Raw genomic sequence first — 20,164 nt, 5'->3', positions numbered from 1 at the left:
TATTGCGGTTGTGCCCTGGCACCTTCCCTAACAGATGGCGCCAGCAAAATCTTACCATTCATAACCGACACCCACGGTTACCTTGGTATCTTCTTTTTCGCTCTCCAGTGACGGGGTATTGTCGTATTGCCACTGATAGCCAATTTCCATTAAAACACCTTCCACCAATGGGGTACGCACCCCGACTTTGGCATTCGCCTGATAGTCATCACCGTGATCAAAGGATTGCAGTGTTTCCTGGTCGAAGTAAATTTCCGGGCCTAGGGAAAACTTATAGCGATAATTCATCGCTATGCGACCCGCAACATACTGGTCATCCTGGCCTTCGCTCAGATCCGCATCGATAAAGTCTTCCTGCAGGCTACTGACACCGCCTTCCAGGGAAAATGCTGTTTTGTCGGTATCGTAAAACAAGTAACCCAGACCGAGACCCATCGTGGTGCCCAAGTCTAAGTTTCGTGCTTCTTCGTGTTCGAGCGCTGTATTCGCCGCGGCAAACCATTTTTCCGCAAAGATCCAACGGAGGTCATAAGTAAACTGATATTTTTCCAGGTCACCGTCGGCTTCACTGTCCTGATTCTGATATAGGGCACTGAGCAAGTGATGGAAGTCTCCGTGACGCACATCCAGATTAATATTTGCATCTAGATCTTCGCGCTCACGGTTACCGGATTCAAAGACTCCGCCCGCACTGACATTGCCATGGAATACCACCGGGTTACTGACAAAGTGGGGATAGGGTTCGGCGCGCTCAACACCGGGAAAATCAATCAGCCAACCATCCCCCTCGGCGCAATAAACTTCCCATTGTTCCTGGTGATGCCCCGCCAGGGTACAAGGCTCATCGCGCCCGGCAATTTTCAAGTCGGTATCGACATCCATAGAGACGACTTTGGACTTATCGACTTTGACCTGGCCAAAAGTTTCGGACTTCCAAATTACCTGCTCGCTATCAACCAGAACCAGCTCTCCCTGGATACGATCACCATTCTCAAGGGTGAGCACACCGGCATGGAGTGACAAAGGGGCCAGGCAGAGAAGAGTTTGCGTGAAAAACTTAGACAAGCGTGTCGATAGAACCACAGGAGGACCTTAAAGTTTCTGGGTGAACCAACAGTGAAAACCGTTCTAAAAAAAACGAAACAAGCTGCAATAATGCCATAACTGTCAATAATCTGGCACGCCGTTACTACTCAACAAGCAAAAGGAAAAAACGGGCACGGCAGCTTTAGATACGCATTTATAGCCTATTCGGCACCAATTGCGGCAAACTGAGGCAAACTTCCGATAAGTGGTTAAGCAGAGAGATTTAGTGAGCGAAGAACAAACTAGCAGTGCACTTGCCAGAATATGTCGCGTTTTGGCCTCAATCCCAAGTGGCTATGTAGTCACTTATGGGGATTTGGCAGAAATGGCCGGCTTTCCCAAAGCTGCTCGACTCGCCGGCCAACAACTGAGGAAGTTACCCAAAGACACAAATCTCCCTTGGCACAGAGTCATCAACGCCCAGGGACGTATCTCCCTGCCCGAGCCCGGGGCCTCGCGCCAGCGGGAGCGACTACAGAAGGAGGGGGTTAGCTTTCTCAAAGGGCGAGTGGATATGGCTAGATATCGGTGGAAGCCCTAGGGAGCCTCTGAATAAGTCCGACGAACAAGCTAAAGAGCGATATGGCCCGCAATATCAGGCTTCTTCGCCCTCCCCCTTCCACGGGGCCACGGCAAAGAGTAACAACATCCCTGGAACCGCAAGAGCGGCGCACAGCAAGAAGAAGTTGATCCATCCCATAGACTCCACCAAATACCCCGTAGAGGCATTGGCAAAAGTCCTGGGCAGGGAGGTCAGCGCCGTAAAGAGCGCTAATTGTGTCGCGGTATGCAATTTACTCGTGGTGCGAGCAATAAAGGCAATAAACACTGCGGTTCCAAGCCCCACCCCCAAGTATTCAAAAGCAATAACCACTGCCAGTAACCAGAGGCTGGGCTTGAACCCGGGAGTACCCACCAAGCCCTCATTGGCCTGGGCCAGAATCATAAAACCAAAGATCGAAACAAGCTGAATAACCCCGAAAATCCACAGGCATTTATTAATGCCGATGCGCACGATTAACAGCCCACCGAGAAAGCCGCCAATTACTGCCGGCCAAAGCCCGGCATTTTTAGCGACAATACCAATATCCGTATTGGAGTAACCCATATCCAGGTAGTAAGGCGTCGCCAGGGCAGTAGCCATGCTATCGCCCAACTTGTACAGAAACATAAAGGCCAATACCAAAACGGCATGCCTGACGCCATTGCGACTAAAAAACTCCACAAAAGGCAAAACGATGGCCTCACGTAGTGATCTTGGTCGCGCGGCAGGGTGCTGCGGTTCGGAAACCATTAAGGTCATAAATACCGCAATCAGCATAAAGGCTGCCGTCACCCAAAACACCTGCCCCCAGGCCAGGTGATCAGAGAGAATTAAGCTGAGAGACCCCGGCACTAAGCCGGAAATGCGGTAGGCGTTGGCGTGAAAAGAGTTGCCGAGTCCCAACTCCCAGTCCGGTAGGATTTCCCGGCGAAAGGCATCCAAGACAATATCCTGGCTGGCGCTAAAAAAGGCGACACCGAAGCACAGGGCTGCGATCGTCCAAATATTAAATTGGGGATTGAACATCCCCAGTGCGCCAATAAAGACGATCAGCAGGAGCTGCATCACCAGCATCCACCCCCGCCGCCTCCCTAATACCGGGAAAGCGTAGCGCTCCATAAGCGGCGCCCAGAGAAACTTCCAGGTATAGGGCAATCCCAGTAGGGAGAAAATACCAATCGTCGCCAGGTCCACTCCCTCGGTTCTCAGCCAAGCGGGCACCAACTGTATCAATACAAACAACGGCATTCCCGAGGAAAAGCCGGTGCCGATACAGATCAGCATTCTCCGGTTAAATATCGCTTCCCTGACTGTTTCGTGGGACATAGTTTGTCGTGTTTATTCGTTAACTCTGCATTGAAAAGTGCCAATTACCGTAAACAAATCCGGTAGTCCTCATGGGGGAGGCAGCAATGACTATGCGCAGGAAAAGGAGTGGGTTTCCCCTCCATCAACATAGACACAAGCAGACGAAAATGCTCGGTGACTACCGTCACCCAATGCACAAATAGCTGGTAACCAAAAACGCTAAAGGCCACATTCAGTGGCCAAAAGGAAAATCGATAAGAGTTCGATAGGAAAAACGGAAAGTGAGGGGCACCCTATGGCCGCGATAAGCCCTTAACCCGGCTGGGGCTGTTCTTCACTCCAGCCGCGTCTCTCCCGCCGCCAAAAATAGATAGAAAGGAATATGGCCGGCAGCCCCATTAATGCCGCGTAGATAAAGAAGTGGGCGTAGCCCTGAGCATCCACCACGATACCGGAGAAGCCACTGATAAATTTACCCGGCAGTGTCATGAGTGAACTGAACAGTGCATATTGGGTGGCTGTATAGGCCTTATTGGCCAGGCTGGAAAGGTAGGCAACGAGCACAGCATTAGCCATACCACCACTGATATTGTCAGCACTAATCACCAGCGCAAGCCACGCCTTGTCCGGTCCTATCAGTGCAAGCTGAGCAAACAAGAGATTGGTACACGCTACCATCACTGCACCGAGTATTAATGGGCGCAGCACACCATAGCGAACAACTAAAACCCCGCCGAGAAAGGAACCGATAATGGTACAGAAAAACCCAAATAGTTTACTGATTTCCGCGATTTCAGTCTTGGTGAACCCCAAATCCAGATAAAACGGATTCGCCATGATGCCCATGGCAATATCGCTGAGACGGAAAATACCGATAAAAACCAATAAAACAAGGGCAAAGCGACCATTGCGCTGAAAGAATTCAACAAAAGGGCACACTACGGCTCGAATAAACCACTGTTTCAGGCGGCTGTGCTCGCCCTTCCCCAACAGGCGTTCTTCCCACTCACCTTGCAGCTTATCTGCCTCTTTGTTCACCTTGCTGTGATCAGGCTCGGAGACCACCAAGCATGTAATCACCCCCACCCCCATGAGGGCTGCCATCACAAGATAAGCACCTGACCAGCTGAAAGCATCCGCAATAAATAACGCCCCGGCTCCTGCAATCAGCATTGCGACTCGATAACCAAATACGTAATTAGCCGCCATAGCACCCTGGTAATCTTCATCCATGGCTTCTATTCGGTAGGCGTCAATTGCCACATCCTGCGAAGCTGAGCAGAAGGCAACCCATAAAGCGAGCAGGGCAACTTCCATCAGTGATTGCTGCGGGTTAACGCTGGCCATACCTACTAGCCCGATAGCAATCCCCACTTGAGATACCAACATCCAGCCACGGCGTTTACCCAACTTATCAGTGAAAAAAGGCAATCGTAGTTGGTCAATAATTGGGGCCCAAAGCACTTTTATCGAAAAGGTAATTCCCACCCAAGCGAAGAAACCAATAGCTGTACGGCTTACACCAAAATCTCTCAGCCAGGCGGTCAGGGTAGAGAACACCAATAAGAGCGGAAGGCCGGCAGAAAAGCCAAGAAAAAACATGGTGAGTACACGAGGCTTAAGGTAAGCACCGAGGGCTTGCCCCCATGTCAGTTGCTGCTGCGACATATTCAACCTTTCCCCTTAAACCCCATAATTGGCCTTGGTAAAATAGTGCGGGCAACCAGCCCGCACTTGGCCATCAATTTAGAACTGATGCGCTCAGTGGCCCCACAGAACCTCAAGTTCGGCCTCCGCCAATTTATTGGCGTTTACATTGAAGCCCACCTTGGCCGGGGAGGAATTCTCATCCAGCGGCAAAGAATCCACTTTCAGGGCATAGACCCGGAATCGATAGCGGTGATCGCCGTGACCTTTTGGAGGACAGGCACCCCCATAACCGGGGTTGCCATAATCATTGCGCCCCTGAACCGCCTCAGGTATCAAGCCGTTTTTAAGGTCACCCGCGCCCTCCGGCAAGCTGGTTACATCAGCGGGGATATTAAACATCACCCAGTGCCACCAACCGCTGCCAGTAGGCGCATCGGGATCATAGACCATCACCGCATAGCTTTTAGTTCCCTCCGGCGCGCCACTCCAGCTCAACTGGGGGGAGAGGTTCTCCCCACCACATCCGCTATACACATGGGCCAGTGGCATCTTCCCACCGGGTTTCAGTGAGCTGGAAGAGAGGGTCAGCTGCCCTGCTTGCGCAGACATTGTCGCCAGGAAAAGTGCTGATGCCAGCAGGCCTTTACTGAGTTTGCGGTAACTAAAACGGCGAAATCCTAAATTCATTTCCAATGCTCCCATGTTTATTCTTCAACACCGTCATTCTTCTACACCGGCCAACAGGTTCGAGGCCCTATCCAGGTCCATATTGCCGCCGGTGAGGACTATCGCAACATTCTTATTGCGAAAGCGCGCACCGTGCTCAAGCACCGCCGCCAGGCCAACCGCCGCAGAGGGTTCCACCAATTGCTTGGTGCGCGTCCACAACAGTTCCATTGCCCGCACGATACCATTTTCAGAAACTGTCACAATATCCCGCACCGTGCGACGAATCACGGGGTAATTCCTGCGTCCCAGTGTGGTACGCAGACCATCGGCAATGGTATTGGGCTGCTGGGTAGTGATATGCACCCCACCGCGTAAAGATCTTTGGGCATCATCAGCACCTGCAGGTTCAGCGCCAATCACCAAGACATCCGGTGCAAGAGCCGTCATGGCCAGGCCGATACCTGCCAGCAACCCCCCACCCCCTACCGGAGCCAGGATCACATCAGGAGTAAAACCCCTATCGCGACACTGCTGCATCATCTCCAACGCAACAGTGCCCTGCCCCGCGATAATGCGGCTGTCATCAAAAGGCGGAACCACATGGGCACCAGTCTCCTCTACTACCGCTTGCAATGCGGCTTCACGCTCGGTTTGACTGGAACCACAACTGATAATTTTGGCACCGTAACTCTGCACAGCCACTCGCTTGGCCTTGGGCGCCGTCTCTGGCATCACAACTATACAGGGCAGGCCGCGCTCAGCTGCCGCCCAGGCCAGGGCCGCGCCGTGATTTCCCGAGGAGTGGGTTGCCACCAGTTGTACCCCATCGGGCAGATTAGCAAGGGCGTTGGTGGCACCGCGGGCCTTGAAAGCACCCACTTTCTGCAGGTGCTCGCATTTGAACCAGAGGTTAGCGCCCCCTAATTGGTCGAGTAATTGGGAGCGAATGAGTGGTGTTCTATGAACAGAGCCAGAAATAGTTTGAGCAGCGCAAAAAACATCCGCGCTGGTGGGCAGGTCGTTACGGTCCGATGGCATGGCTTTCTTGTCTAAATAATTTTTGCTGAATGTACCAATTCACTCCCCTAAAAAACCAGTAAATTTCCCTCTTCCAGCCATAAGCTCCGGCGGCCCTACTTCTGCAACATTCTCAACAAGCTGAATTTTCGTTTATTGAAAGGGGCATAGCGCAGATTGAAATCCAAAATATTCTTGCGCTTCATTACGGCCTTGTAGTGACTGAAGGTTTTAAAACCATGCTCTCCGTGATAGCAGCCCATCCCGCTGGCTCCCACCCCGCCAAACGGCAGATCCTGAGCCAACATAAACATCATGCAGTCATTCACACAGGCGTTACCGGAGCTACAGTTTGAGACTATACGATCGGCCAAGTCATCGCTTTTGGTAAAGACATACAAAGCCAGCGGTTTTTCCCGTTGATTGACAAATGCCTCCACCTTACCGAACTCATCCAGCTCGACCACCGGCAGAATTGGCCCGAATATCTCCTCCTGCATCACAGGCGCCTCAAGATTGACACAGCGCATCAGAGTCGGTGCCATATAACACTCTTCAACATCCACATCGCCGCCATAGATAACATCTCCACCACTGAGAAGATCCGCCAGGCGCAGCGTATGCCGACTATTGACGATACGCCCATAATCAGGACTCTTCTGTGGGTTCTCGCCGAACATTACTATCAACGCCTGTTGAATAGCCGGTACCAATAAATCGGCGGTATGCTGAGTGCACACTACATAATCCGGTGCGATACAGGTCTGCCCCGCGTTGGTGAATTTACCCCAAGCGATGCGACGGGCAGCGAGCTCAATATCGGCATCGTCCGCAACGATACAGGGGCTCTTTCCCCCGAGCTCCAAAGTGACCGGCGTCAGGTGTTTGGCTGCGGCGGCCATAACAATTCTCCCGACCCTACCACCGCCGGTGTACATAATATGGTCCCAGCGCTGCTCCAGCAGCTCAGTGGTCTCGGCTACAGCGCCCTCAACACAGGCAAATGCATCGCGGTCGAGATAGCTCGGCAACAGTTCTGCGATCAATTGAGAGGTAGTGGGTGCCAGCTCTGATGGCTTAACCACGGCGCAATTTCCCGCAGCGATTGCGGGAACCAATGGCGATAGCAGCAACTGCAAAGGATAGTTCCAGGCGCCAATTATCAGAGCCACTCCGAGAGGTTCCGGACGGATATAGCTAGTTGCGGGCTGGGTCAGTAGTGGTGAGGACACTTTGCGCGGGCGAACCCAACGCTTTAAGCGCTTGAGGGTATGATCGATATCACTGTAGAGGAAAGCGATCTCAGTCAGATAGGCTTCCTGCGGAGCCTTGTGTAAGTCTTCTCCCAGGGCATGAATAAAGCGGGCTTCATTTTCGCTGAGCATTTTGCGCAACTGACTCAACTGCCGACGCCTCCAGCCCAGTTCTGCAGTGACTCCACTGCGAAAATAAGCCCTCAGGCCGGCAACCAAGGCTGCGGCATTGCCACCACTTCCCACACCGAGATCTGACAGCATTTGCGCTTCCAGTAATGAAACCTTCAACCCTATATCCTCCAATGAGTATATGTCGCCCGCAGCCAGGCCTCGGACCGGGACTCTGCAGCGGGCGCAATCTTCTTGGAAGGAGGTTATAAGTCAAGCAACTGGTAGCAATTTTTCCCTTTATAGAGAAAAAGGGGAGAATTTTGATCCAGAAAGGTGTGCATATTCACACTCAGAAAAACAGGACTACCAACGCCAGCACGGTAATCCAAAGCAACAGGGATCTGGATAGCAACGCCTGTAAGCCCTCAATTTCCGCACCACTTTGACGCTGGATATGGGAGAGGTCTGCAGTGGCACTGCACTCATTGGCGTCAATGCCGCCCAACGCGCCCTCGAGATAAGCTTCAAGCACTTGGGCAGTATCCCGCTCCCGACACATCAGGCACTGTCTCCAGGCCCGATAACAACCGGCAAAATTTCCGACAATCGCAAAGCTGAGTCCCATCACCCGCACAGGTACCCACTCCAACAGCCACAGCCAGCGCGCAGCTGTCGCCTCTCTTTCGGTTCCCCGAGCCCGTTCTGCATACAGGGCACTTAGACGAAACAACAGCGCCCCGGGAATCCCCAGTAAAATAAACCAAAACAATACGGCAAAAAGCCGCTCAAAAGCACAGTATGCCGCACCGCGAAAAACCTGTTCATGCAGGCGTCCACCCTCGGCAGCATCCTCATGAATGTCCTGTAACAGGGGGCGCGCTGCTTCAGCGGCACCTTTAAAATCACCCCGATACCAACTGCGCAGATAAGCGCTCAAAATGTCATTAAAATTTCCACGTCCCAGACAGTAGAGCAACAGGGGAACTCCCAGCAACAGCACCCCCAGAGCGCCGAAGGAAGATTCTATTAGAACCATTACCAGCGCCACTGCCAGAACCGGTAGCAGGATGCTGAACCCAAGCTGCAAACCCTCTTTTTCACGCAGCTGGGCAAGCCCCCCAACATAGGCACTCCAGCGATCGAACCAACGATCGCGGTGCAAAGGCGCACCCGATCCCCAAATTTGCACTAGGGCCAATGTAAATAAAATAATCAGCAAGGTCATAACGTTGCCGCAATAATCTGTAGAGAAATTAAATTACCGACACAATAGTGCCGAAACTCGATTGTAATGCTGCCTAAATACCACTCATGATTACCCAGAAATTTTCTGCACTTCCTCCAGGTAACGCGCCCAGTCAAAACCCGGTCCCGGATCTAACTTGCGCCCAGGAGCGATATCGGAGTGCCCGGTAATTTTATCGATCCCTATATCTGGATAGGCCTGCATAATGGCGCGTGTCACCTCTGCCAGCGCCAAATACTGGGCATCGGTATAACTATCCGTATCCAACCCCTCCAGCTCGATGCCAATAGAGAAGTCATTGCAATTACTGCGCCCCCTAAATTCCGATTTGCCCGCATGCCAGGCGCGTCGATCCAGCGGCACATATTGGGTAACGATGCCATCGCGATCGATAAGTAGGTGCGCAGAAACCTGCAAAGCGGCAATTTCCGCAAAATAAGGGTGGGCATCGATATCCAGCTGCCCCAGAAAAAACGTATCGATATAGGGGCCGCCGTACTGGCCAGGGGGGAGGCTGATACTGTGAATCACCAGCAGGTCCACAGGGCAGTCTTCTGGCCGGCTGTTGCAGTGAGGACTGGGAACCCGACGCGCTCCGGATAACCAGCCGGAATCCACTTGATATTTCAATCTGCGATCTCCGCTCCAAAAAACTACCACCCCGAATAGCTCGGGATTTCAGCAGTAACCATTTTATGGAAGCGTTGATCGATATGCCAACCTGTTTGGAGATGTCACGCGACAGAAGTAGAAACCCGGCAGCAGACCACCGGGCATAATAAATTGGCTCTTTATTCCTTAACGCTGTTCACTGCGCTTCTTGCGCACATTGCCGATTACCGACTGCAGAGCGCGCTCGAACAACATACCATCGTCTAAGGGCAACAACTGTGCCGAGCGCAAGGCATGGGCCAATTCCAAGCGCGCAAATTCCGCCACCTTGGCGCCATTGCGGTTTACAAAAATAAACTGGTCGATATCCCGGATCACCGCCGCCAAACGGCAGCGGAACTGCTCGTCTTCGGAGCGTTTCAACTCGAACCAGCTTCCCTGGGCCAAGCGGAAAGTCATCTGCCAGTGGGGATCGTCCTCAGCGAGTTGTGCCAGCCCCTGCTCCTCAGTGGCGGGAGCAACCTCTGCCTGGGCAACGGCCTGCTCTATCTCTTCCATTGGCGGTACCGCAACTTCCGCCTGGGCTTCGATGCTCTCGACCTCTACCGGATCATCAATCCGCAAGACTTCGGCTGTTTGTGACTCAACAGTAGCGATTTCATCGGGGGTTTCAGTGGGATCTTCTACAGCCGCCTCCACAGCAGTGGCTGCCTGGACTTCCCGGGCTACCTGCTCCTTAACCTGGCGCTCGCGCTCTTCCGTTAAACGTTGCGCCAGGGCAAAGCGTTCGCGGTAAATTTCCTTAAGGCCGGCAAACAGGCTGCGCGCCTCAAATGCGTTGTAGGAAAGTGCCTCAATGCCTTCGCGCAGGCGCTCCTGTAGAGAAGGCAGCAGGCTCAAAAGTTGTTTGCGTGCCTCCGGCATCGGTGCCTGCACACTCCAGACCAGATCCCGAGCCGTGCGCACATCGTGACTCCAGGCCTCGCTGTCGGTACCTTCTTTAACGCAGGTGAGGAACAATACGTTATTCCACACCTTGTTGAGCCAGTCCTGCACAACCGGCGGCAGATCCCGCTCCGCCACCAACGCATCCATCACAGCGGCAACCCGTGCCCGCGCAGCCTGGGTTTTTGCGCGACCATCGGCCTCGTCCACTACCCGGCGTTCGAGCATCTCCGCGCGCTTGCGCTCGCGGGCAATAAATTCACGTAGGGATTCCAACAGTGCGGAAAAGATATGGATATCCTGATCAAATTCATTCAGGGCGCGCTCAACAATCTGTGAAATCTCCCGGTAGAGCGGGTCGGATTCATAATTTTCAGGAGCCTGCCAACCTGTCGCCGCATCGGCGAGCTCGTTGAGCAGCTTGCGCGCGGGATGGCCTCCTTTGCTAAAGAAGGATTTGTCGGCGATAGCCACCTTCAGCAAAGGCAATTGCAGCCGACCCAACAGAGTTTTTATTGGAGTGGCGAGGCTACGGTCTTCCAAAATGAAGGAGAACAGCATCTCCACCAGTTTGATGACATCGCTATCCACTTTTGCCAACGATGCTGCCTGGTTGGCCTCCACTAAACGCTGCTGCAATAGCTCCCCCACGTTGAGAAGCTGAGCTGCACCGCCGCCTTGATAATGAACGCCGTTTTGCAGGGCCCCCAGGTGACTGAGCAGATCCCCTGCCGGCATAGGCGCCATACCCGCGGTAGCTGGTATAAGGCCCGGCGCAAAGTGGCCACTGACTGGAACCCCCTGGGCAATCTGGCCCTGACCTTCACCCGCAACTGTGCTGGCATCCGCTCGAGCCTGGGTGCCACTTGGACCGGGCGCACGGTAAACAGAACGCTGGCGCGCAGCGCGCTGCTGCTCCCTCAGGGAGGGCAATACCCCCTGCTCCACCAGCAACTGGTTGCAAAATTCGTAAAAACCCCGCAGCTGCTGCATCACAAGCTGCTCAAACTTCTTTAACAGGGTGAGGCGGGCGCGGATATGCAGGTCAAGGGGCTGGATAGCCTCCACAAAGGCATCGCAGATCACATCTGGACCCAGCGGGTTGTTCTTGTCGTAGACCTTTACCGCATAGAGAGTGTCCAGGCGCAGGCACAACTCGGTGAGAGATTCTGCAAAGTCGCGTTTGGCATTGGCCACCATGGTATCCGCGGCCACCAATTGCTCGAGGTCATCGTTGTGGACCAGCGATAGGTTATCCGAAGCGAAGCTGGCCTCGGCCTGAGCTTCCTGGCGAATCTGAAAAGCCTGTTGCACACTGTCGATAAAGCGCTCGGCGATATTGCGCCGCTCAACCCGTAGCAGGCGTAAAGCCTGGAACAAGCCATCCTGCTCCTCTTGGCCATGGGCCCGCTCAGCCATAGCGAAAAGTGAGTCATCTACTTTGCCAAATAGTGACTTAACCCGCTCAAACAGCTCAGCGCAGGCCTTCTCTTTCAACATTGAAACAGCCGACGGCAGTACCGCGGGCTTGCCTGTAAGCCCTGCCGAGCGCTCTGCACTTTTTTCTGAGAGAGAAACTACCTTGCTGGATTCACTCATTTCCAAGAGGTCCTTCAAATACCATCCGGCTTTTCAATATTCGCTGGCTTAAATCTTGTTGGCCGTGGGAGTCGCGGTAAATAACCAAGCCTTACTTTTTACCCGCACCACTTCTATCAAAGGATGACCACGGGCAGAGCAACACCTCGCCACTCTAATTAAATTTTGTCGGCATTCTGTTCGAATAAAACCAATAACTTCTTGATTTTGCTCAGATTTCGAGCTTTTTAATGCAAGCGAGTTGAATAGTGGGGACAAGGTTAGCACGCGCTTGCATCGACACCGATTCAGCGAGAATTTTACCCATGATAACCGCCCTATTGACACAGTTTGGCGACACATTTGAGACACTTGTCACAGCGAAATGTTGGGGCAGCTGCTAACAAGAAAATTGTGCGAAGTGCGGCGGCATTCGGCTTCAGGCAATCCAAATCCTATGGCTTTTGGTAAACTGCCCGCGCGTTTATTTCGAGGTTTGCCAATGCACCCTAAAGACTCCACCATCCCGAACATCATGACCGACCTGCAAAGGGCTGTGCGAACGGCACTGGAGGAGGATATTGGCAGTGGTGATATCACAGCCCAGCTGATCCCAGCCGATCGCAGTGCCCGCGCCCGCGTGATCACCCGTGAAGACTGCACTCTGAGCGGACGTGCCTGGGTTGAGGAGATCTTTCGACAGCTAGATTCCGATCTACAACTCACCTGGCATTTTGCCGATGGCGACAAAGTCGCCGCCAATAGTGTGATTTTTGAACTCGAGGGCAATGCCCGCACAATCCTCACCGGCGAGCGCACCGCACTTAACTTTCTGCAAACCCTATCGGGCACCGCCACTACCGCCGCGGAATTTGCCGCCCGCGCTGCCGGTACTGAGGTAAAAATCCTCGACACCCGCAAAACCATTCCCGGCCTGCGCAGCGCGCAAAAATATGCCGTTTTATGTGGTGGCTGCCACAATCACCGCATCGGCCTCTACGACGCTTTTCTTATCAAGGAAAACCACATCGCCGCGGCCGGCGGTATCGACAAGGCTGTAGCCCAAGCGAGAACCATCAAACCGGATGCGCTGGTAGAGGTTGAGGTGGAAACCCTCGAGGAACTGCAGCAGGCGCTCGATAGCGGTGCCGATGTGATTATGCTCGACGAATTCAACGATGCAGATACCCGCAGCGCTCTGGCATTGGCCAAAGGGCGCGCGAAAATTGAAATTTCCGGCAGTGTCGATCGGGAGCGAATCGCGCAACTGGCAGAGCTGGAAGTCGATTACATCTCCTCTGGCAGCTTGACCAAGCACCTGCGCGCTATCGACCTCTCCCTGCGTATCGACTTTTAAGCATGCACTGAAAGGGGCACGTTTAAAACGGGGCACGGCGCTATATTGTGATTGCGGTGCCCCATAAACTGCCAGGGCCATCAGTGATGATGGTGGTGACTTTCTTCCTCGGATTTCTCTTCGACAGACTCCACAGTATTCATAGCGCCGTGATTGCTGTGATCCCCGTGACCACCATGGCCGAGAGCACCCCACAAAGTCCAAAAGCCAAACAGCATAATTGCCGCGGCAAACCCCAGGCGAACCCCTGGCTTCTGCACAATATTGCGCACCTGCACGGCGGCGGCACCGGTCGCCAACATGGCCGGCAAGGTACCCAGACCAAAGGCAAGCATTGCCAAGGCCGAGCGCTCGGCACTGCCTTGGGCCAATGCGAAAGTCAGGGCGCTGTAGACTAAACCGCAGGGCAGCCAGCCCCACAGAGATCCCAAGGCAACCGCCTGACCGGCGGAGCGCACCGGCAGCAATTTAGCCGAAAGCGGCTGGACATAACGCCAGAGATAACTGCCACCCTTCTCCAGCCACACCAGGCCGCGCCAGATACCGGCTACATAGAGTGCCATTACGATCAACATAATGCCCGCGGCAAAGCGCAGGGGTGTCAGTGCCGGAATGACAGCCGCCCCCAAGGCACCGGCCAGGCCCCCCATCAATGTGTAACTGGCAATGCGCCCCAACTGATAGGAACCCAACTGCACCCAGGCGGTCTGCCTGCCGGGTACGGCCATGCCTAGCGCGCCGGAGATACCTCCACACATACCGATACAGTGACTACTGCCGAGAAAACCGATGGCGAGCGCCGCCGCCAAGAACCCCCAATCCCCCACGAGTTACCGCTCCTTCTCCCCGTTTTCTGAGGATGATTCCTGCAGATCATCCTCAAACAAAATACGTCGCCCCTCTGTTTCAAGGTCGTCGTACTGACCGTTGTTGACCGCCCAGAAGAATACTTTGATAGCGAGAGCGACAAACACCACCGCAATGGGAATCAGAAAGTAGAGGCTTTCCACACTTCACTCCTCTGTTAGTGAGCTAAACCGGGCTGTTGGGCCATTTCCCGTTCGGAAACGCCCCCTGCGGGCTTGGCTCGCGATAAACGCAGTGCGTTAATTACCACCACCAGCGAACTCAACGACATACCGATCGCGGCCGCCCAGGGGGGCACCAGACCGCATACCGCCAAGGGCAGCGCTATGACGTTATAACCCAGCGCCCAGGCCAGGTTTTGGCGCACCACCCGGCGACATTTACGCGCCAGGGCGACAGACTGCGCCAACACCCTCAGGTCGCCATTCAGCAGGATCGCATCGGCGCGGGATTGGGCCAGATCGGCGGCAGACATCATCGCTACCGAGGCGTCCGCACCTGACAGTACCGGCACATCATTGAGGCCATCGCCCACCATCAGGACTTTCTCACCCGCTTCCTGCAACTGCTTCATATGGGAGAGTTTGTCCTCCGGCGAGGCCCCCGCTTGGAAACGATCAATTCCAGCCTGGGCAGCCAGCCGCTTCACTTCGGCGGACTGGTCGCCGCTCAACAATTCAACCGACAGCCCCATGCGGCCCAGCTGTCCGACCGCCTCTTCGGCGGAGTCCCGCAATTTATCGCCAAGCGCAATCCAGGCGATGGCGCCGCGATCATCCGCCAGCAGCAGCCACTGCCCCTCCCCCTGTGGAGCCTCGACAGATTGCGTGATGGCAAAATCCGCACGCCCCAGGCGATAGCCATTTCCTTCGACCTGCCCTTCCAGGCCACGGCCAGTATGTACTTTGAGCTGACTGGCACTTAGGTTGCCGCGCCAGGCGCGAAATGCGCGCGCTAAAGGGTGATGGGTTTGCGACTCAAGGGCCGCCGCCACATCCTTAACCCGTTGCTCACTCCAGCCATCACGAAGCAATTCAATACGCAGGATGCGCGGTTCACCGCGCGTTAAAGTGCCGGTTTTATCAAACACCACCCGGCTGATACGGGGAAGAGTTTCCAAAAGACTGCCACCGGCCACCAATAACCCCAACTCCTGCAGACGCAGAGTCGCCGAGGCCAGTGCTGCAGGTGTCGCCAAAGATAAAGCGCAGGGACAGGTCACCACCAATACCGACAGAGCCACCCAAAAAGCGCGGCTCGGGTCCAACTGCCACCAGACCGCGAAAGCGCTCACAGCCGCAATCAAAACCACTCCAACAAAAATGCCGGCAACCCGATCCGCCAGCGCCACCTGCGCGGGTTTATCCAGCTGGGCGCGCTCCACAAGGCGCTCGATCGCCGACAATCGTGTAGATTTCCCCGCGGCGGTGACGCGCACGGTCAGGCTGGAATCGCCGTTGACGCTGCCCGCATACACCTGGCTGCCCAGGGTCTTTTGCTGTAGCGCGGATTCACCACTGAGCAGCGATTCATCAACGCCGCTCTCACCTTCGAGTACCTCACCATCAGCGGGAATCGTATCGCCGGGCCGCAGTAAAATCCGGTCACCGGCCGCCAGGGCTGCTACCGGTACGTGTACTAACTCATTACCGTCATAGCGGGCTGCGGTCATCGGCAACAGCTGCGCGAGTCCACCGCTAGCGAGTCCGGCGCGATGGCGCGCACGCATTTCCACCGTGCGCCCCAGCAGCAAAAAGAAGGTGAACATGGAGATGGATTCAAAATACACCTCACCGGTGCCGAATACGGTGGCATAAAAACTGGCACCGTAGGCCAGGCCAATGGCCAGGGAAACCGGTACATCCATACTCAGATGGCGGGCGCGCAGACTGCGCAGGGCGGCGCTGAAGAATGGTCGCGCGGCATAGAACACCACAGGGGTGGCCACCAACAGGGAGACCCAGCGGAAGTAGCGTTCGAACTCGCCCACATCACCGCTGCCGGCCCCAAAATAGAGGGCGATGGCGAACATCATCACCTGCATGGTGCCGAGACCGGCAACCCCGAGACGACGCAGGGCGGCGCGATGCTCGCTCTGAATCACACTTTCCCGATTGGCAGCAGTGGCCGGTGCCGGGCGGTAGCCGATGCGCTCCAGGGCCTCGAACAGGGCGCTGGGCTGAATCTGATCGGGGTTAAAGACAATTTGCGCGCGCTGGGTACTGGCGTTGACCGAGACCTTCTCGATACCCGCCAGCTGCCCCAGATGTTTCTCGATCAACCACACACAGGCGGCGCAGGTAATGCCACCGATCAGCAGGGCCGCCATTTGGCGGCCGCCGTCCCAATCGTGCACAAACTGCTGCTGCACCTCGGGAAGGTCGTAGGCTTTCCAGCGCTCTTGCGGCTGGTTCTGCTCCGGGCGGTCGCTCTGTTTTTCCCGGTAGCGGTAAAAACCGTCCAAGCCCCCGGAAACAATCGCACTCGCCACAGCCTCACAGCCCGGGCAACACATACTGCGCGGGGCACCTTCGATCACAACCGAGTGATTACTGCCCGCGGGCACCGGTAGCCCGCAGTGATAACAAGAAGAGGTCATTGACTGCCGGGATTCATGGGGGCGGCATTGCCCAGCTCAAAGTTGATTTCGCCCTTGAGACGCCATTCCGCATCCTGGTGCGCACTCGGGTCGAGTTCCGGCATCAAGCGCAGGTACCAGCGACTTTTTAAGGCGCCCGGCACTTCACCGGAATAGCGCCCCACAGAGAGCTGCGACAATACGACATGCTGATCCAGATCCTCTTCCACTGGATGGCTCAGGGTGAGCAGCAATTTTTCCGGGTAGTCGGTATTGCCATTCAACTCGACGGTAACACCGCCTTCAGCAGGCTGGAATTGCACCAGGGCAGCCAGGCCCAACGCTTTGGCACGCTGGTCCTGCTCGGCAGAGAAGTGATACATGCGACTGTCTTTGTAGTAGGTATCGCTGACCTGATCGTCGGCGAAGCGCACGGCTATGGAGACCGTAATAGAGGAGACTACAACCACCGCAATCAGCGGTGCCAGGACCATCCAGGCCCAGAATTCCCGATACCAGGGTTTCGACGTTGGTTCATTCATCGCGTTACCAAATTACCGTTTTGTGCAGAAAAGTAGAGCCCGCCAGGACGGGCCCGTACTTTGCAACGGGAACGGTGTCCCGTCTACTGCTTAGGACCAATAAATACCGTTCGATGCTTAGTGACCAACTCCTGGTCGTCGACAGCCTGAACCACGATATCGATATCGTGCTTGGTATCCTTCAGCTGAGTTTTGGGCACACTCACCCGAATCGGTACCGGATAGATTTCACCGGCCTTCAGGTAAATGCTGCGCGGCTTGCGCACCGAATAGTCATAATTCGGGTTGCCCTCAACACGAATCGTGAACTCATGGGCCGCCTGATCCATATTGTTGATCTTCACGGTGTAGACATTCTGCACCACCCCGCGGGATACCCGGAACATGCGGGCGCCACGGTCACGGGTGATCTCCGCCTCGATGGGGCTGCGAGTTGCCACCTGATGCGAAAACAATCCTACCATGGCTAGCAAAACGACTGCGTAGCCAAACAACCGCGGACGCAAAAAGTTGGTCTTGCCAGTTTGCAGCTCGTCCTCAGAGGTAAAGCGAATCAGACCGCGCTCATAACCCATCTTGTCCATCACGCTGTTGCAGGCATCGACACAGAGGCCGCAATTGATACATTCAAACTGAAGACCATCGCGAATATCGATATCTACCGGACACACCTGCACACACCAGTAGCAATCGATACAGTCGCCCATACCCTCGGCTTTATAATCCACGTTTTTCTTTCGCGGACCGCGAGTCTCACCACGCTTGGCGTCGTAGTAAACCGCCAGCGTATCCTCGTCGTACATCACCGACTGGAAGCGCGCGTAGGGGCACATGTACTTGCACACCTGCTCGCGCAGGAAGCCTGCGTTCATGTAAGTGGCGAAAGTAAAGAAGGCAACCCAGAAGACACCCTGCGGATGGGCATTGAAGGTGGCCAGGTCCACTACCAGATCGCGAATACCGTAAAAGTAACCGACAAAGGCCAGGGCCGTGGCCAGCGAGATCAACAGCCAGATAGCATGGGTACCGCCCTTACGCAGAACCTTTTCTACGCCCCAGGGCGCTTTGTCCAGCTTCATACGCTTATTGCGGTCGCCTTCGCAAACCCGCTCGGCCCACATAAACATCATGGTCCACACGGTCTGGGGGCAGGTAAAGCCACACCACACCCTTCCCATCCAGGTGGTGACAGCAAACAGGGCGAAGGCGGCAATAATCAGCAACCAGGCGAGCAGGAAGCCGTCTTGGGGGCCAAAGGTTGTCCAAAGGATATGGAATTGGCGGGTGGGGAGATCAAAAAAGACCGACTGGCGCCCGTCGATATTGATCCAGGGGATAAAAAAGAAAGCCAGTAACAGCGGCAGGCCTGTGTACTTGCGAATTCGGGTATAGATACCGCGAATATGGCGAATATAAATCTTGTCGTCCGACTCATAGAGCATGCGGTAGCGGACTTCGCCATTACCTTCCTGCTCTTCGCGGGTGGGGATCAAGTCACTCACAAAAACCTCACTCTCACACGGGCAAAATCTGCACGCGGGCACAGGTAGCCACTTATGTTGAGGCTTTTATCTCCGTCCCTGCAGCACCCGGAGTTCCTTGTATAAAAATAAGGCCCGACTAATTAGGCGGGCCTTATTCGATTACTGCTGTTCTTCGTCCTGCTTGGACAGGCTGTAGACATAGGCCGCCACCAGGCGGATCTTGTCTTCACGCAGTTTGTCCTTCTGCGCGGGCATCATATTGGAGCGCCCACCACGAATGGTGTGCTGAATCTGCTCGCGGCTGCTGCCGTAGAGCCACAGATCATCGGTCAGGTTTGGCGCACCGATAGCCTGATTGCCCTTGGCATCCATTCCGTGACAGGCCATACATACGGTGTTGAACACCTTCTGACCCTCGGCGGCCATCGCCTTGTCGTGCTCTAAGCCATTGAGAGAGAGCACGTACTCGGCGGTGTTGCGCACACCTTCTTCACCGATAACCGGCCCCTGCGGAGGCATCATGCCCTGACGACCGTTGTTCAGGGTCTCCAGGATTTTCTCCGGGGTACCGCCGTAGAGCCAGGCGTTATCGGTCAGGTTGGGGAAGCCAAAGTTACCACCGGCATCCGCACCGTGACACACAGCGCAGTTGTTGGCGAAGATTCGTCCACCCATTTTCAGGGCTTCTGGACTCTGGGCAATCTGCTCAATAGGCATTTCAAGGTATTTGCCGAAGTGCTCATCGAACTTCTCCTGGGCCTTGGCTTGGGAAGCCTCCAGTGCGCCGACAGAAGACCAGCCGCTCAGGCCCTTGAAGTTACCCATACCCGGGTAAATCACCAGGTACCCAACGGAGAACACCAGCGTGGCGATAAACAGCATGAACCACCACTTGGGCAGCGGGTTGTCATACTCCTCGATGCCATCGTATACGTGGCCGGTGGTTTTGTTTTCCGGTTCAGCCTGGTCGTCCACTGCCACTTTTCGGTTGGCGAACAGCACCCAGGTAATCAACGCCAGATTGGCGAGGGTGAGTACAATAACCCACACACTCCAGAATGTACTCATTACTTATCCTGCCCCTGTTTTCGTTCAGTCCCGGGCTTTTCCCCGGATTTGGATTCGTCCTTCTGAGCGGCTGACGCATCCTTGTCGGCTTGTTGCTCATCATCGGCAAATGGCAAATTGGCATCTTCTTCGAAGCGCTTCTTGCGCTTCGGAGAGAAAGCCCACCAGCAAATAGCCAGGAAGGCCAGTGATCCCAGAACCAGTCCGATTTCCCGCAATGTTTCGATAGTCACGAGTTTCCTTCCT

Annotated in this window: 18 protein-coding genes; 2 read left to right on the top strand and 16 right to left on the bottom strand. The window is 54.9% G+C overall.

Features of this window, described 5'->3' with window-relative positions; genetic code table 11:
* Positions 1–51: 51 nt before the first annotated feature.
* Positions 52–1,065, bottom strand: a complete 1,014-nt coding sequence (locus tag ACJJID_RS02635; protein WP_444921363.1) for a DUF481 domain-containing protein — start codon at positions 1,063–1,065, stop codon at positions 52–54.
* A 247-nt stretch (positions 1,066–1,312) separates the two neighbouring features.
* On the opposite strand from ACJJID_RS02635, the gene ACJJID_RS02630 reads away from it, so the two are divergent.
* Positions 1,313–1,627: an MGMT family protein gene (locus tag ACJJID_RS02630; RefSeq protein ID WP_444921362.1), complete on the top strand. Its 315-nt coding sequence runs from the start codon at positions 1,313–1,315 to the stop codon at positions 1,625–1,627.
* Between the two features lie 54 nt (positions 1,628–1,681).
* Here the strand turns inward: ACJJID_RS02630 and ACJJID_RS02625 are convergent, their stop codons facing one another.
* From ACJJID_RS02625 to ACJJID_RS02590, 8 genes are all read right to left on the bottom strand, one after another.
* Positions 1,682–2,956, bottom strand: coding sequence for an AmpG family muropeptide MFS transporter (locus ACJJID_RS02625; protein ID WP_444921361.1), 1,275 nt, complete (start codon positions 2,954–2,956; stop codon positions 1,682–1,684).
* Positions 2,957–3,250: 294 nt separating this feature from the next.
* Complete coding sequence (locus tag ACJJID_RS02620) at positions 3,251–4,606, bottom strand: AmpG family muropeptide MFS transporter (protein WP_444921360.1); 1,356 nt, start codon at positions 4,604–4,606, stop codon at positions 3,251–3,253.
* A 93-nt stretch (positions 4,607–4,699) separates the two neighbouring features.
* Positions 4,700–5,275: a YbhB/YbcL family Raf kinase inhibitor-like protein gene (locus ACJJID_RS02615; protein WP_444921359.1), complete on the bottom strand. Its 576-nt coding sequence runs from the start codon at positions 5,273–5,275 to the stop codon at positions 4,700–4,702.
* 33 nt (positions 5,276–5,308) lie between these two features.
* Complete coding sequence (locus ACJJID_RS02610; RefSeq protein ID WP_444921358.1) at positions 5,309–6,295, bottom strand: threonine ammonia-lyase; 987 nt, start codon at positions 6,293–6,295, stop codon at positions 5,309–5,311.
* Between the two features lie 95 nt (positions 6,296–6,390).
* Positions 6,391–7,818, bottom strand: a complete 1,428-nt coding sequence (locus ACJJID_RS02605) for an aldehyde dehydrogenase family protein (protein WP_444921357.1) — start codon at positions 7,816–7,818, stop codon at positions 6,391–6,393.
* 172 nt (positions 7,819–7,990) lie between these two features.
* Positions 7,991–8,866 carry a regulatory signaling modulator protein AmpE gene (ampE, locus tag ACJJID_RS02600; RefSeq protein WP_444921356.1) on the bottom strand — a complete coding sequence of 292 codons (876 nt, stop codon included), beginning with the start codon at positions 8,864–8,866 and terminating at the stop codon, positions 7,991–7,993.
* Positions 8,867–8,956: 90 nt separating this feature from the next.
* Entirely contained in the window at positions 8,957–9,517 is a 561-nt protein-coding gene (gene ampD / locus ACJJID_RS02595; protein ID WP_444921355.1) for a 1,6-anhydro-N-acetylmuramyl-L-alanine amidase AmpD, read from the bottom strand.
* A 168-nt stretch (positions 9,518–9,685) separates the two neighbouring features.
* Complete coding sequence (locus tag ACJJID_RS02590) at positions 9,686–12,043, bottom strand: DUF1631 domain-containing protein (protein WP_444921354.1); 2,358 nt, start codon at positions 12,041–12,043, stop codon at positions 9,686–9,688.
* A gap of 481 nt (positions 12,044–12,524) precedes the next feature.
* Here ACJJID_RS02590 and nadC point away from each other — a divergent pair, with 481 nt between their 5' ends.
* Positions 12,525–13,379 carry a carboxylating nicotinate-nucleotide diphosphorylase gene (gene nadC / locus ACJJID_RS02585; RefSeq protein WP_444921353.1) on the top strand — a complete coding sequence of 285 codons (855 nt, stop codon included), beginning with the start codon at positions 12,525–12,527 and terminating at the stop codon, positions 13,377–13,379.
* 80 nt (positions 13,380–13,459) lie between these two features.
* Here the strand turns inward: nadC and ACJJID_RS02580 are convergent, their stop codons facing one another.
* The 7 genes from ACJJID_RS02580 to ACJJID_RS02550 form a co-directional block, all read right to left on the bottom strand.
* Positions 13,460–14,206, bottom strand: a complete 747-nt coding sequence (locus ACJJID_RS02580) for a sulfite exporter TauE/SafE family protein (RefSeq protein ID WP_152452177.1) — start codon at positions 14,204–14,206, stop codon at positions 13,460–13,462.
* Positions 14,207–14,209: 3 nt separating this feature from the next.
* Positions 14,210–14,389 carry a cbb3-type cytochrome oxidase assembly protein CcoS gene (gene ccoS / locus ACJJID_RS02575; RefSeq protein WP_152452176.1) on the bottom strand — a complete coding sequence of 60 codons (180 nt, stop codon included), beginning with the start codon at positions 14,387–14,389 and terminating at the stop codon, positions 14,210–14,212.
* Between the two features lie 14 nt (positions 14,390–14,403).
* A complete protein-coding gene (locus ACJJID_RS02570) occupies positions 14,404–16,845 on the bottom strand; it encodes a heavy metal translocating P-type ATPase (RefSeq protein ID WP_444921352.1) in 2,442 nt (813 codons plus the stop codon).
* A complete protein-coding gene (locus ACJJID_RS02565; RefSeq protein WP_152452174.1) occupies positions 16,842–17,366 on the bottom strand; it encodes a FixH family protein in 525 nt (174 codons plus the stop codon). Before ACJJID_RS02565 ends, ACJJID_RS02570 begins: the two co-directional genes overlap by 4 nt.
* An 83-nt stretch (positions 17,367–17,449) precedes the next feature.
* The gene (gene ccoG / locus ACJJID_RS02560; protein ID WP_444921351.1) at positions 17,450–18,868 is read right to left on the bottom strand and encodes a cytochrome c oxidase accessory protein CcoG; all 1,419 of its coding nucleotides are present in this window, start codon (positions 18,866–18,868) and stop codon (positions 17,450–17,452) included.
* 141 nt (positions 18,869–19,009) lie between these two features.
* Positions 19,010–19,918: a cytochrome-c oxidase, cbb3-type subunit III gene (ccoP, locus tag ACJJID_RS02555; protein ID WP_444921350.1), complete on the bottom strand. Its 909-nt coding sequence runs from the start codon at positions 19,916–19,918 to the stop codon at positions 19,010–19,012.
* Complete coding sequence (locus ACJJID_RS02550; protein ID WP_152452173.1) at positions 19,918–20,151, bottom strand: cbb3-type cytochrome oxidase subunit 3; 234 nt, start codon at positions 20,149–20,151, stop codon at positions 19,918–19,920. Before ACJJID_RS02550 ends, ccoP begins: the two co-directional genes overlap by 1 nt.
* Positions 20,152–20,164: the final 13 nt, after the last annotated feature.

The sequence above is a fragment of the Microbulbifer sp. CnH-101-G genome, from assembly GCF_052466775.1.
This window is presented reverse-complemented; position numbering and strand designations above follow the sequence as displayed.

Coding starts and splice junctions, on each gene's coding strand:
- ACJJID_RS02615 (WP_444921359.1), bottom strand. CDS start 5,275: ATGAATTTAGGATTTCGCCGTTTTAGTTACCGCAAACTCAGTAAAGGC.
- ACJJID_RS02620 (WP_444921360.1), bottom strand. CDS start 4,606: ATGTCGCAGCAGCAACTGACATGGGGGCAAGCCCTCGGTGCTTACCTT.
- ACJJID_RS02590 (WP_444921354.1), bottom strand. CDS start 12,043: ATGAGTGAATCCAGCAAGGTAGTTTCTCTCTCAGAAAAAAGTGCAGAG.
- ccoP (WP_444921350.1), bottom strand. CDS start 19,918: ATGAGTACATTCTGGAGTGTGTGGGTTATTGTACTCACCCTCGCCAAT.
- nadC (WP_444921353.1), top strand. CDS start 12,525: ATGCACCCTAAAGACTCCACCATCCCGAACATCATGACCGACCTGCAA.
- ACJJID_RS02570 (WP_444921352.1), bottom strand. CDS start 16,845: ATGACCTCTTCTTGTTATCACTGCGGGCTACCGGTGCCCGCGGGCAGT.
- ampE (WP_444921356.1), bottom strand. CDS start 8,866: ATGACCTTGCTGATTATTTTATTTACATTGGCCCTAGTGCAAATTTGG.
- ACJJID_RS02610 (WP_444921358.1), bottom strand. CDS start 6,295: ATGCCATCGGACCGTAACGACCTGCCCACCAGCGCGGATGTTTTTTGC.
- ACJJID_RS02625 (WP_444921361.1), bottom strand. CDS start 2,956: ATGTCCCACGAAACAGTCAGGGAAGCGATATTTAACCGGAGAATGCTG.
- ACJJID_RS02565 (WP_152452174.1), bottom strand. CDS start 17,366: ATGAATGAACCAACGTCGAAACCCTGGTATCGGGAATTCTGGGCCTGG.